The organism is Winogradskyella ursingii, assembly GCF_013403975.1.
GTDB lineage: Bacteria > Bacteroidota > Bacteroidia > Flavobacteriales > Flavobacteriaceae > Winogradskyella > Winogradskyella ursingii.
The window spans coordinates 24,645-37,142 of the sequence record NZ_JABFDH010000002.1 but is presented as its reverse complement, the minus strand read 5'-3'; the positions used below and the strand labels follow the sequence as shown (position 1 = coordinate 37,142).

Sequence of the window (12,498 nt, the reverse complement as noted above, 5' to 3'; positions counted from 1 at the left end):
AATCCAAAATAATGAATATTTAAAAAGTTAGATTCCTGCCTAAGTAGGAATGACAGTTATGAATAAAGATATTTTAAAAAAAGCATACTCAAAACTCTGCACAGCGAAAGCCATGACAGAGTTATACGAAGAAAACTTCAAGCAAGTTTCAAAATACGTACATGCCACATCACGTGGTCACGAAGCCATTCAAATTGCATTGGGTTTACAGTTATTGCCTCAAGATTATACGTTTCCATATTATAGAGATGATGCTATGTTATTGTCATTTGGGTTGGAACCTTTTGATTTAATGTTACAATTGTTAGCGAAGAAAGACGACCCATTTTCAGGCGGAAGAACCTACTATTCGCATCCAAGTTTAAAGGATGATGACAAACCAAAAATCCCGCATCAATCTTCAGCAACAGGTATGCAAGCTATTCCTGCAACAGGTGTTGCAATGGGAATGCAGTATAAAGAATTACAGGGTTTAAACGATTCTTCAGTTGAGAATCCGATTTCGGTTTGTTCACTTGGAGATGCTTCAGTAACCGAAGGCGAAATCGCAGAAGCGTTTCAAATGGCAGCTTTAAAGCAAATGCCAATTCTATATTTAGTGCAGGATAATGGTTGGGATATTTCGGCAAATGAAGCCGAAACAAGAGCACAAAATGCTTATGAATACGCACAAGGATTTCACGGATTGGAAGCTATTTCAATTGACGGAGCAAACTTTACTGAAAGCTATGAGGCTTTAGAAAAAGTCATTAAAACTATCAGAGAAGAAAGACGACCATTTTTGGTTCATGCTAAAGTACCTTTATTAAATCACCACACTTCTGGTGTGCGAATGGAATGGTATAGAGATGATTTAGATGAGGCGCGAAGCCGCGATCCATATCCAGTCTTAAAGCAACAATTGTTAGATGCTGGATTTTCAGAAAAAGAAATTTTAGAAATAGAAAATTCAGCTAAAGAAAAAGTCCAATCTGATTTCGAAAGAGCTTTAAAGGCCGAAGACCCAAAACCGGAAGATTTATTTACAAACGACTTCGTTCCTACAACAATTACAGAAGAACAAGGTACACGCGCACCAGAAGGTGCAGAAAAAGTGGTGATGGTAGATTGTGCCTTATTCGCCGTTGAGGAACTGATGAAAAAGCATAAAGAGTGTTTGCTTTATGGACAAGATGTTGGAGGGCGATTAGGTGGAGTGTTTAGAGAAGCAGCTACTTTGGCGCAGAAGTTTGGGGACGATAGAGTTTTTAATACACCAATTCAAGAAGCATTTATTGTTGGCTCTACTGTAGGCATGTCAGCTGTTGGGTTAAAACCCATTGTTGAGGTTCAATTTGCCGATTATATTTGGCCTGGGCTTAACCAATTATTCACGGAAGTAAGTCGAAGTTGCTATTTAAGTAACGGAAAATGGCCAGTGAGTATGATTCTTAGAGTGCCAATTGGTGCTTACGGTAGTGGTGGACCTTATCATAGTTCGTCTGTAGAAAGTGTGGTGACCAATATTCGAGGTGTTAAAATAGCCTATCCAAGTAATGGTGCCGATTTAAAAGGTTTGATAAAGGCAGCCTACTACGACCCAAATCCAGTTGTGATTTTAGAGCACAAAGGATTGTATTGGTCTAAAGTGCCAGGGACAAAAGGGGCAACATCAATAGAACCAGCAGAAGATTACGTATTGCCATTTGGGAAAGCATGGGTATTGCAAGAAATCTGGAAGCAGGAAAGTGTTGAAACATTAACCATAGTGACTTACGGAATGGGTGTACATTGGGCTTATAATGCTTCGGGCGAATTGGATATGCGCGACCAAATCGAAATCATCGACTTGAGAACATTATTTCCACTAGATGAAGACACGATTATGAAATCAGTCAAGAAAACTGGAAAATGCTTGGTCGTAACAGAAGAACCGTCAAACAATAGTTTTGCGAGAGCCTTGTCTGGGAAAATTCAAGAAGAATGTTTCAAGTATCTCGATGCTCCAGTAATGACTATTGGTAGTGAAAATATGCCTGCTATTCCTTTAAATTCAACTTTAGAAGAAACTATGATTCCTTCGACTGAAAAGGTAAAAACTAAGGCTCAAGAATTATTAAATTATTAGTCAGAATTAGAGTATATTGGCTCAAATTCTAAACTAGTAATAATATGAAAAAAGTAATTCTAGCGATGACTATGGCACTTTGCCTAATCTTTTCGGTAACTTCTTGTAGAGAGCAAACGGAGAAAGAAAAAGTAATGGAAGAAATGGAAGATGCAGGTGCCGATGTAAAGAAGAATGTTGATGGAGATGAAACTAAAATCAAAATGGAAACTGAAAACAAAGAAGTGAAAATCAAAGAGGAAGATGGTGAAACCAAAATTAAAGTCAAAACAGAAAATGACGATAATTAGTTCACTTACGATTATTTAAGCTAAAGCCAATCTTTTCTAGGTTGGCTTTTTTGTTTGTTTTTATCTACTAGATATAATTAAATTATATTTGGAATAAGACAATTATATTCAACAAGTTATGTATCAATACAAAGCAAAAATTATAGATGTTTACGATGGAGATACCGTAACAGCGATGGTAGATCTGGGTTTTCTGCATTTTCAACAAATGAAACTTCGACTTTATGGTATAGATACACCAGAGCTAAGAGGTCCAGAGCGAGAACGTGGTTTGGAAGTGCGTGATATTCTGCGCGAAATGATTCTTGACCAAGATGTAATTATCAATTCCTACAAAGATAAACAAGGCAAGTATGGACGTTATTTGGCAAATATTTTTTTGAATGGTATTGACATTAATGAATGGCTCGTTGACAACGGTCATGCGAAACCTTATTTAATTTAATGTAGCATTTTCACTACCTTACTATTCTCTAAACCCAACTAAATGCTCACTAAAAAACGATACTCGGTTAAAGACATGATACTTTGGACGCGAGGAGAAACTTTAATTTATCTTTTTTATGCTGGAATTATTACCATATTGTATAAAGTTTTTGGCTTTACATTTCTCAACGTTCCTTGGACGCCTGTAGCCTTAATAGGTACAGCTGTTGCTTTTATGGTTGGTTTTCAAAATAATTCGGCTTATGGCCGCATATGGGAAGCACGCATGATTTGGGGAGCAATTGTGAATACTTCACGCACCTGGGGAATGAAAGTACAGGATATGGTGAACAATAGTCATAAATCGCCACCTGTTTCTGATGATGAAATCATAACAGAAAAGAAAATATTAATTTATAGGCATATTGCCTGGATGACTGCCTTGCGCTATGCAATGCGGCAACGTAAAACCTGGGAAACCCAACACACCTCAAAAACTAATAGAGAGTGGAGAAAAATGATTTTTATACCAGAAGAAACATCAACATTAGATGATAACTTGAAGTGTTATTTGTCTGATGAAGAACGTCACTATGTAATGAGCAAATCTAATAAACAGACAGCATTATTGTATCTGCAATCGGCACATATCAGAAAGTTAAAAGAAGTGGGATTGATTTGGGAATTTGCTTTTTTAGAATTGGAAAACATTTTAGAATCTTTGTTTACGCATCAAGGTAAGTCCGAACGCATCAAAAACTTCCCTTATCCGAGGCAATATGCGAGTTTATCTATGTACTTAACACGAGTATTTGCCATTTTGTTGCCTTTTGGTTTAATTCCGGAATTTGCTGAAATCGGTAAATCTATGGTTGACGATTTCTATTTGGTCGGAAAATATTTTATATGGATCGCAGTACCGTTTTGCGCTATTGTATCATGGGCATTTCATACGATGGAACGTATGGCGAGAGTTGGTGAAAACCCTTTTGAAGGTACATCTAACGACGTACCAATTTCTACAATTGCTAGAGGTATCGAAATTGATTTAAGACAAATGCTCGATGAAGAATTAGATGATATTCCGAGTCAATTTCCAGAACAGAAAAACGTACAGATGTAGAATAAAAAAAAGCCTATCTAAAAGATAGGCTCTGTTTTTAAAAAGATTGTAAGATATATACTTATATAACTTTTACATTTACTGCATTTAATCCTTTTTTTCCTTCGGCTAAATCGAATTCTACATTATCCCCTTCTCTAATCTCATCGACTAAACCAGAAATGTGTACAAAATGCTCTTTGTTGTTTCCTTCTTCTGTTATGAATCCAAAACCTTTAGAGTCATTAAAAAATTTTACTGTACCAGTACTCATATTAAAATATATTAAATTAAGCCACAAAGGTACTCTAAATTATTGATTCTCAATTATTTTGAAGTTTTATTTCAAAAATAAAATTGAAAATTGGCTAATCATCTAAGGCTTAGCTCTTAGCGCGATTATAATTGCTTCTTAAAAGTGAAACTAATGTTAAAGATTATATTCTGAAAGCGGTTTTGAAAACTTTTCTGGGTCTGCGGCCAAATGATATCTTGGGTCATCAACATCTTCAATAATCACTTCCTTGAACTTTGGACTCGCCTTATACATCAGTAATTTACAGTCTTCACTCAGATGTTTTAGCTTAATGGATTTTCCTTCAGCTTCATATTTATTAACTAAATTGAAAATAGCCTCCAATGCAGAATGGTCACTCACGCGAGATTCTACAAAATCAATTTCAACATTTTGAGGGTCATTTTTAGCATCAAATTTACTATTGAAATTCTGAATTGAACCAAAGAATAAAGGTCCCCAAATTTCATAAGTCTTTGTGCCATCTGGTTTAATGCGCTTGCGTGCTCTAATCATAGTAGCATTTTTCCAAGCAAACACCAAAGCCGAAATAATTACACCTGCAATAACCGCAATAGCTAAATCCTGCCAAACCGTAATCGCCGAAACAGCAATTAATACAATGGCATCAGACAACGGAATTTTTCTAATTATCCTGAAACTACTCCAAGCAAACGTTCCGATAACTACCATAAACATAACTCCAACTAAAGCTGCGATAGGAATTTGCTCAATTAAAGGTGCTCCAAACAATACGAAGCAGAGTAGTGCCACTGCTGCAACTGCACCAGATAATCGTCCTCGTCCGCCAGAATCTACATTGATAATGGATTGGCCAATCATGGCACAACCACCCATTCCGCCAAATAGGCCATTTAGAGTATTTGCAGCTCCTTGTGCAATACATTCACGATTTCCGTTTCCGCGAGTTTCAGTCATTTCGTCTATAAGATTTAAAGTCATTAAGGACTCAATTAAACCTACAGCTGCTAGAATAAATGCTGTTGAAATTATAAGACTCCAATGCCCAGAAAGCGTACTAAAAAAACCGAATATTTGCTCCTGAAATGTAGGTAGGCCTCCTTCAAGTCCTTTACCACCACCTTCTTGGATAAAAGAACCAACCGTATTTACTTCGATACCTCCAAAAATTGTGATACATGCAACCACCAAAATAGCTACTAGCGCAGCAGGTATTTTCTTTGTTATTTTAGGTAGACCATACATGATTCCCATGGTTAAACCAATAAAACCCATCATTTTCCAGAATGTAGCGTTTGAATAAAGCGCTGAAAACCATTCTGAAGTATTACTAAAAAATGATATATCTTTTGGAACTGCATTCGGAAATAAACCGAGTTGGGATAGGAATATCACAATAGCCAAGCCGTTTACAAATCCCATCATCACAGGATGCGGAATTAATCTAACAAATTTTCCGAGTTTAAAAACACCCGCTAAAATTTGAATCGCTCCCACAAACAGTAAGGTAATAAATAACCATTGTAACCCGAGATTTTCAACAGGATTATCAAGTGCTAAACCAACCTCATTTCCTTTTTGAATTAAATGTACCATTACCACGGCCATTGCACCTGTTGCGCCAGAAATCATTCCTGGTCTTCCACCAAAAAGTGCCGTAACGATTCCCATCATAAAAGCACCGTAAAGTCCAACCAATGGGTCAACACCTGCGACAAAAGCAAAGGCAACAGCTTCTGGTACCAAAGCCAATGCAACCGTTAAGCCGGAGAGGATATCATTCTTAGGGTTCTGAGTAAAGTTTTTTCTAGTGGTTTGACCTAATATCATAATTCGTGTCCTTAAAAGTCGGCAAAGATATGGTATTTAGGTTAATGGTCTGGTGAATTAGAATGAGAATAAAAAAAGCACTAGTTTTTACTAGTGCTTTGTGAATTATTTAATGCTGTTAATTTTATTTCTCTGGTGGAAATTGCTCCATGGTCTTAGATACAAATTCTTTAATGCGTTCTTCTTTCTTTTCAACATTTCGGGTCACAAGATATCCTGTGCCAGAACCTTGCCAGATTAATTCTTTTTTATCTGCATCGACTAAATCAATAAATAGCATGCCTTCTGTTCTGGTAGAAACGTTATTTCCACCCCAACCAGGTCCCCAACCAAAGCCAGGTCCCCAGCCCCAACCCCAACGGTTGAAACCTCCCCAGCCCCAAGCGCCAGCTCCCCATGCATTGTTGTAAACATCAACGCGCTGGTTAGACTTAGTAAAAATGCTCACTAGCATATCAGGATTTTCGGATTTGGTCATGCCTTTAGCCATTAACTCTGATTCAATAGCACGTAAAATCCTACGCTTATCTAAATCACTTATTTCGGCTTTGTCAATACCAGGTTTAAAAAAGGCAAAAGTTTTATACTGGTCAAAATTGGCTTCTTTGTCGTAATCTGCTGCAACTCTAACGGAGCTGCAAGATGATAAAATGATGGCAAATGCCAAAAGCGGAATAATTTTAATAATTCTTTTACTCACGAGGTTTCTATTGCGAAAGAGTTCGTGAACATTTTTCAAATGTTTCATATTGCTTTTTTTTTAAATTGTTTTTAATAAATCATCATCGACTATATTAGGTAATGTTATTTTTAAATTGGGTTCTACTTCCATAGCTCTTTTTATTGCGAAAATAGCTCCTTTGTTTCGTGCCCAACTTCGTCTTGAGATACCATTATTAACATCCCAAAACAACATATGTTTTAATCGTTTTGATGCTTCTTTAGTACCATCAAGAACCATACCAAATCCGCCGTTGACCACTTCTCCCCAGCCAACACCTCCACCATTATGAATGCTCACCCAAGTGGCTCCTCTAAAACTATCTCCAATCACATTGTGGATGGCCATATCTGCGGTAAAGCGAGAACCATCGTAAATATTGCTGGTTTCCCTATATGGCGAATCCGTTCCTGAAACATCATGATGGTCTCTTCCTAAAATGATATAGCCAATGTCACCGCTTTCAATAGCCTTGTTAAAAGCTTCTGCAATTTTCATTCGTCCTTCTGCATCTGCGTAAAGTATTCTGGCTTGAGAACCTACAACAAGTTTGTTTTCTTGGGCACCTTTAATCCATTGAATATTATCGGCCATTTGTTGCTGAATCTCCTCAGGTGAATTCCTTTTTATTTCCTCTAAAACCTCACATGCAATAGCATCTGTTTTTACTAAATCTTCTGGTTTTCCTGATGCACAAACCCATCGGAACGGTCCAAAACCATAATCAAAGCACATAGGTCCCATGATGTCCTGAACATAAGATGGATATGCCCATCTCTCGGTCTCTTCCCCAAGGGAAGAGAGGTGGGATTTGTTTACTAAGTTTCCTTCTTTATCTCTAAAAATATTAGCATCAGCTCTCGAAGCTTCTAGTAAAAATGCATTACCGTAATCAAAAAAATAGGTGCCTTTTTCGGTGTGTTTATTTATTTCTTCAACATGTTTGCGTAAACTTTCCTGAACTTTTTTCTTAAATTCTTCAGGATTATTTGCCATCATCTGGTTGGCTTCTTCAAATGAAAGTCCAACAGGATAATAACCTCCAGCCCAAGGATTATGTAATGAAGTTTGGTCGCTTCCTAGATCAATATGAATATCTGCGTTATCAAACTTTTCCCAGACATCAACAATATTCCCTAAATAGGCAATTGAGATGGTTTCTTTTTCGGCTTTTGCTTGTTTAACACGTTCAACCAATTGGTCTAAATCTGTGATTTTTTCATCAATCCAACCTTGATCTAATCTGACTTGTGTGATTTTTGGGTTCACTTCTGCACAGACTGTGATACAACCGGCAATATTTCCTGCTTTGGGTTGGGCGCCAGACATACCGCCTAATCCTGAGGTCACAAATAAGTTACCTTTAGGCTCTTTTCCTATTTTTCTGAACGCATTTAAAACCGTAATTGTTGTACCATGGACAATACCTTGAGGGCCAATGTACATATAGCTACCAGCAGTCATTTGACCGTATTGTGTCACTCCCAAAGCATTGAATTTTTCCCAATCATCTGGTTTGGAATAATTAGGAATCATCATGCCGTTAGTCACAACAACTCGAGGTGCTTCTTTGTGAGAAGGAAATAAGCCCATTGGATGTCCAGAATACACTGCAAGCGTTTGTTCGTCACTCATTTCAGCAAGGTATTTCATCGTCAATCGGTACTGTGCCCAATTTTGAAAAACCGCTCCGTTTCCACCATAAGTAATTAATTCATGCGGATGTTGTGCCACAGCATAATCCAGATTATTCTGAATCATCAGCATGATTGCTGCTGCTTGTTTCGATTTTGCAGGATACTCATCAATTGGTCGCGCGTACATTTTGTAATCTGGGCGGAAGCGGTGCATGTAGATACGACCATAAGTTTCAAGTTCATTTTTAAATTCTGGCAAAAGCAATTTGTGGTGCTTTTGGTCAAAATAACGCAGCGCATTTCTTAATGCTAATTTTTTTTCTTCGGTATTTAAGATGTCTTTTCTCCTAGGTGCATGATTTATGGTTTCATCGTACGCCTTTGGTACAGGTAAAATATCTGGGATACCTTCTAAAATTTGATTCTTAAATGAAACTTTTATTTCTTGCATTATTTAGAGTTGTCTTTTTTATTCGTTTTTGAATTAAATCCGTAAGGGCAATGTCTACAACCGCTTTCGCAACAATAGCCACGTTTAAGATGGTATTGTTCTGTGAAACAGCGATAGCCTTCGGGTGTTAAATAGTAATCGCCATCTTCAATTGGCACATATTTCTTCATATCTAAACAAAGATAATGTAAATTCGAGAAAGTAATTTCTTGAAAAATTCAACAAAAAATACTGGTCTCTCATTCTCGTACAAATGAAAATGGATTGATTTTTGAACCAAATAAAACATGATATTAATTTCGAAATATATGGTGCCTAAAGGTTATATTGGGATTACCATCTTTCCCTTTGTGTTTTTGAAACATAAATCGCTAGCGAAAAACAAAGTGCTCATCAACCACGAAAAAATACATTTAAGGCAACAAATTGAGTTACTGATAGTTCCTTTTTTTATCATTTATATAGTTGAATTTTTAGTGCGATTAATTCAGCAAAAAAATTGGAATTTAGCTTACAAAACCATATCCTTTGAACGCGAAGCTTTTCAAAATGATGCCAAACTAGACTATTTAAAAAAACGTCCATTTTGGAATTTTATCAACTATTTTTGAAAGTTATATGACTACTTCGGAAACTCAAAAAATAGAATTTAAAAATGATTCAAATGTTCAGCTGCATATAAAGCGTGAAGATTTAATCCACCCGCATATTTCAGGAAATAAATACAGAAAGTTAAAGTATAATATTGCTGAAGCTAAACTTCTTAAAAATGATGCATTGCTAACTTTTGGTGGTGCGTTTTCAAACCATATTGCGGCAACGGCATATGCTGGAAAAATTAATGACCTCAAAACTATAGGAGTTATTCGCGGAGAAGAACTGAGAAACAAAGTCGAATCTAACCCGACGTTAAAATATGCGCAATCTTGTGGTATGACATTTCATTTTGTATCTCGTGAAGCGTATCGGAAAAAAACCACTGCAGAATTCATTGAAAACCTAAGATCCAAATTCGGCGAATTCTACCTAATTCCAGAAGGCGGTACAAATGAATTAGCGATTAGAGGCTGCGAAGAAATTATAAATCCACAAGATGAAGAATTTGATTACATCTGCTGTTGCGTAGGAACAGGTGGTACAATTTCGGGAGTGATAAGGAGTTCTAAAAAACACCAGACAGTTTTGGGTTTTCCAGCTTTGAAAGGTGATTTTTTACAAGAAGATATTCGTAAATTTGCAAAACAGGATAATTGGAAATTAATTACCGATTACCATTTTGGCGGTTATGGAAAAATAAAGCCAGAATTAATTACGTTTATTAATCAATTTAAGTTGAATTATGGCATTCCGTTAGATCCAATTTACACAGGGAAAATGATGTTTGGAATTTTAGATAGGATTGAAAAGGGATATTTTCCTGAAAACTCAAAAATATTGGCTATTCATTCTGGAGGATTGCAAGGTGTCGCAGGCATGAATTTGAAACTAAAACGTAAAAATTGGCCCTTAATTGAAATATAAAAAATGAAAATCAAATATATCATCTTATTGCTGGTTTTGGTTACGTTTAACTGCGGTCCAAAAAAAGGGATTGTGACCAAAAAAAAGAATAGTAAATCAGATTCTAAAGAAGTAGTCGTAAAAGAAACCACTACTAAAACTACTGAAACTGTCAAAAAAGAAGAGGTTACAGTCTTAAAGGTACCAACTTCTACAGATCAATATATTGAACAGTTTGCCGAAATAGCAAAAGACGAAATGCGAAAATCAAAGATTCCTGCAAGTATAACTTTGGCTCAAGGCATATTAGAATCTGCTTCTGGTCGAGGAAGATTGTCGGTCGAAGCCAATAATCATTTTGGTATCAAATGCCATGGTTGGACGGGTGGTAAAATATATCATGATGATGACAGTTCACAAGAATGCTTCAGGAAATATAATAGAGCAGAATCCTCTTACGAAGACCATTCGGAATTTTTAACAGGTAGAAGTCGTTATGCAAATTTATTCAAACTTAAACCTGATGATTATAAAGGTTGGGCCAAAGGTTTGAAGGCTGCTGGATATGCTACAGACAGAAAATATCCGGATAAGCTTATAAGTCTCATAGAGCGTTATAAACTATACGAATACGATGAAGAAGTTTTAGGAAATAAAGCACCTATAAAAGTAAGAGTAAACTCTGGAGTTAGGAGGCACATTATAGTCAAAGGTGATACGTTATACTCATTATCTAAACGATTTGGGACTACGGTTGAAGCGATAAAAAATTTAAACAATTTGGAGACCAATGAACTTTCAATTGGTCAAGAAATTCTAATACCGAATTAAAACAACATGTTATATAAAAGAAGTAGTGAATTATTTAGGGAAGCACAGAATGTGATTCCGGGTGGAGTTAACTCTCCAGTTAGGGCATTTAACGCCGTTGGAGGCACGCCAATTTTTGCTAAATCAGCCAAAGGAGCTTATGTGTATGACGAAGATGGTAACAGGTTTATAGATTACATTAATTCTTGGGGACCAATGTTGTTGGGTCATGCATTTCCTCCAGTGGTGGATGCGGTAATTGAGAGAACCAAACAAGGAACATCTTTTGGGATGCCAACGGCTTTAGAAACTGAAATTGCAAAGTTGGCCGTTTCTATGGTCCCAAATGTTGATAAAATCAGATTTGTAAACTCTGGAACTGAAGCGTGTATGAGTGCTGTACGTTTGGCGAGAGGATTTACAAAAAAGGATAAAATTATAAAATTTGCGGGATGTTATCATGGTCATAGCGATTCGTTTTTAATCGCAGCAGGTAGTGGAGCGGTCACTTTTGGTACGCCTAACAGTCCGGGAGTAACACAAGGTACGGCTAAGGACACTTTGCTAGCCACCTACAATGATTTAGAAAATGTAAAGGAGTTAGTTGGTGCTAACAAAAATCAAATTGCTGCTATTATCATTGAACCTGTTGCAGGCAATATGGGTTGTATTCCGCCAAAAGAAGGTTTTTTAGAAGGTTTGAGAACTATCTGTGATGCGAATGATATTTTATTAATTTTTGATGAGGTGATGACGGGCTTTAGATTAGCAAACGGTGGAGTACAGGAATTAAAGAATGTTGATGCGGATATTGTGTGTTTCGGAAAAGTTGTTGGTGGTGGGTTACCAGTTGGTGCATTTGCGGCCAGAAATGAAATTATGAGTCATTTAGCTCCAGAAGGTCCAGTTTACCAAGCAGGAACTTTGAGTGGGAATCCACTTGCTATGGCTGCTGGTCTAGCTATGTTGAAATCCATAAAAACTGACAAGGGCTTAATGAACCGTCTCGATGAAAAAACAAAATATCTGCACAACGGTATTGCTGATGCCTTGGATAGAAATGGTGTGGTTTATACAATTAATAGAATTGGTTCAATGATTTCGGTTCACTTCGCAAAAGATGAAGTTGTGGATTTTGAAAGTGCCGCCAAAGGGAATAACGAAACGTTTAAAAAATTCTTTCATGGTATGCTTGAAAAAGGAATATATATAGCACCAAGTGCTTTTGAAACTTGGTTTGTAACCGATGCTTTAACATATGAGGACCTGAATGAGACTATTGCGGCAGTTGATGAAATTGCTAAGGAGCTGTAAAGACATGCTCGTCTATTTGTCCTATTGAGTTAG

At 36.7% G+C, this 12,498-nt stretch carries 13 protein-coding genes; 8 read left to right on the top strand and 5 right to left on the bottom strand.

Going from position 1 to position 12,498, the window contains the following annotated elements:
• Positions 1-58: 58 nt before the first annotated feature.
• From HM983_RS03975 to HM983_RS03960, 4 genes are all read left to right on the top strand, one after another.
• Positions 59-2,107, top strand: a complete 2,049-nt coding sequence (locus HM983_RS03975) for an alpha-ketoacid dehydrogenase subunit alpha/beta (protein ID WP_179344113.1) — start codon at positions 59-61, stop codon at positions 2,105-2,107.
• Between the two features lie 44 nt (positions 2,108-2,151).
• The gene (locus tag HM983_RS03970; RefSeq protein WP_179344112.1) at positions 2,152-2,397 is read left to right on the top strand and encodes a hypothetical protein; all 246 of its coding nucleotides are present in this window, start codon (positions 2,152-2,154) and stop codon (positions 2,395-2,397) included.
• Positions 2,398-2,515: 118 nt separating this feature from the next.
• On the top strand, positions 2,516-2,842 hold the full coding sequence (locus HM983_RS03965) for a thermonuclease family protein (protein WP_218841818.1): 327 nt from the start codon (positions 2,516-2,518) through the stop codon (positions 2,840-2,842).
• Between the two features lie 42 nt (positions 2,843-2,884).
• Complete coding sequence (locus tag HM983_RS03960; RefSeq protein WP_179344111.1) at positions 2,885-3,946, top strand: bestrophin family protein; 1,062 nt, start codon at positions 2,885-2,887, stop codon at positions 3,944-3,946.
• A 61-nt stretch (positions 3,947-4,007) separates the two neighbouring features.
• On the opposite strand, the gene HM983_RS03955 is transcribed toward HM983_RS03960, so the two are convergent.
• The 5 genes from HM983_RS03955 to HM983_RS03935 form a co-directional block, all read right to left on the bottom strand.
• On the bottom strand, positions 4,008-4,199 hold the full coding sequence (locus HM983_RS03955) for a cold-shock protein (protein ID WP_020895249.1): 192 nt from the start codon (positions 4,197-4,199) through the stop codon (positions 4,008-4,010).
• Positions 4,200-4,355: 156 nt separating this feature from the next.
• Positions 4,356-6,032, bottom strand: coding sequence for a SulP family inorganic anion transporter (locus tag HM983_RS03950; RefSeq protein ID WP_179344110.1), 1,677 nt, complete (start codon positions 6,030-6,032; stop codon positions 4,356-4,358).
• A gap of 124 nt (positions 6,033-6,156) precedes the next feature.
• Positions 6,157-6,780: a DUF4136 domain-containing protein gene (locus HM983_RS03945; protein WP_179344109.1), complete on the bottom strand. Its 624-nt coding sequence runs from the start codon at positions 6,778-6,780 to the stop codon at positions 6,157-6,159.
• 12 nt (positions 6,781-6,792) lie between these two features.
• Positions 6,793-8,841, bottom strand: a complete 2,049-nt coding sequence (locus HM983_RS03940; protein ID WP_179344108.1) for a urocanate hydratase — start codon at positions 8,839-8,841, stop codon at positions 6,793-6,795.
• Entirely contained in the window at positions 8,841-9,011 is a 171-nt protein-coding gene (locus HM983_RS03935) for a DUF5522 domain-containing protein (RefSeq protein ID WP_179344107.1), read from the bottom strand. Before HM983_RS03935 ends, HM983_RS03940 begins: the two co-directional genes overlap by 1 nt.
• Positions 9,012-9,128: 117 nt before the next feature.
• Between HM983_RS03935 and HM983_RS03930 the strand changes: the two genes are divergently transcribed.
• From HM983_RS03930 to hemL, 4 genes are read left to right on the top strand one after another with little or no spacing between them, the layout of a single operon-like run.
• A complete protein-coding gene (locus HM983_RS03930) occupies positions 9,129-9,452 on the top strand; it encodes a hypothetical protein (RefSeq protein WP_179344106.1) in 324 nt (107 codons plus the stop codon).
• A 7-nt stretch (positions 9,453-9,459) separates the two neighbouring features.
• Complete coding sequence (locus HM983_RS03925; protein ID WP_179344105.1) at positions 9,460-10,362, top strand: 1-aminocyclopropane-1-carboxylate deaminase/D-cysteine desulfhydrase; 903 nt, start codon at positions 9,460-9,462, stop codon at positions 10,360-10,362.
• A gap of 3 nt (positions 10,363-10,365) precedes the next feature.
• Positions 10,366-11,172 (top strand): glucosaminidase domain-containing protein, encoded by an 807-nt coding sequence (locus tag HM983_RS03920; protein ID WP_179344104.1) that lies wholly within the window; start codon positions 10,366-10,368, stop codon positions 11,170-11,172.
• Positions 11,173-11,178: 6 nt separating this feature from the next.
• Positions 11,179-12,465, top strand: a complete 1,287-nt coding sequence (gene hemL / locus HM983_RS03915; RefSeq protein ID WP_179344103.1) for a glutamate-1-semialdehyde 2,1-aminomutase — start codon at positions 11,179-11,181, stop codon at positions 12,463-12,465.
• The last annotated feature ends 33 nt before the right edge of the window (positions 12,466-12,498 follow it).

Coding starts and splice junctions, on each gene's coding strand:
- HM983_RS03965 (WP_218841818.1), top strand. CDS start 2,516: ATGTATCAATACAAAGCAAAAATTATAGATGTTTACGATGGAGATACC.
- HM983_RS03970 (WP_179344112.1), top strand. CDS start 2,152: ATGAAAAAAGTAATTCTAGCGATGACTATGGCACTTTGCCTAATCTTT.
- HM983_RS03935 (WP_179344107.1), bottom strand. CDS start 9,011: ATGAAGAAATATGTGCCAATTGAAGATGGCGATTACTATTTAACACCC.
- HM983_RS03950 (WP_179344110.1), bottom strand. CDS start 6,032: ATGATATTAGGTCAAACCACTAGAAAAAACTTTACTCAGAACCCTAAG.
- HM983_RS03960 (WP_179344111.1), top strand. CDS start 2,885: ATGCTCACTAAAAAACGATACTCGGTTAAAGACATGATACTTTGGACG.
- HM983_RS03930 (WP_179344106.1), top strand. CDS start 9,129: ATGATATTAATTTCGAAATATATGGTGCCTAAAGGTTATATTGGGATT.
- HM983_RS03975 (WP_179344113.1), top strand. CDS start 59: ATGAATAAAGATATTTTAAAAAAAGCATACTCAAAACTCTGCACAGCG.
- hemL (WP_179344103.1), top strand. CDS start 11,179: ATGTTATATAAAAGAAGTAGTGAATTATTTAGGGAAGCACAGAATGTG.
- HM983_RS03940 (WP_179344108.1), bottom strand. CDS start 8,841: ATGCAAGAAATAAAAGTTTCATTTAAGAATCAAATTTTAGAAGGTATC.
- HM983_RS03945 (WP_179344109.1), bottom strand. CDS start 6,780: ATGAAACATTTGAAAAATGTTCACGAACTCTTTCGCAATAGAAACCTC.
- HM983_RS03925 (WP_179344105.1), top strand. CDS start 9,460: ATGACTACTTCGGAAACTCAAAAAATAGAATTTAAAAATGATTCAAAT.
- HM983_RS03920 (WP_179344104.1), top strand. CDS start 10,366: ATGAAAATCAAATATATCATCTTATTGCTGGTTTTGGTTACGTTTAAC.
- HM983_RS03955 (WP_020895249.1), bottom strand. CDS start 4,199: ATGAGTACTGGTACAGTAAAATTTTTTAATGACTCTAAAGGTTTTGGA.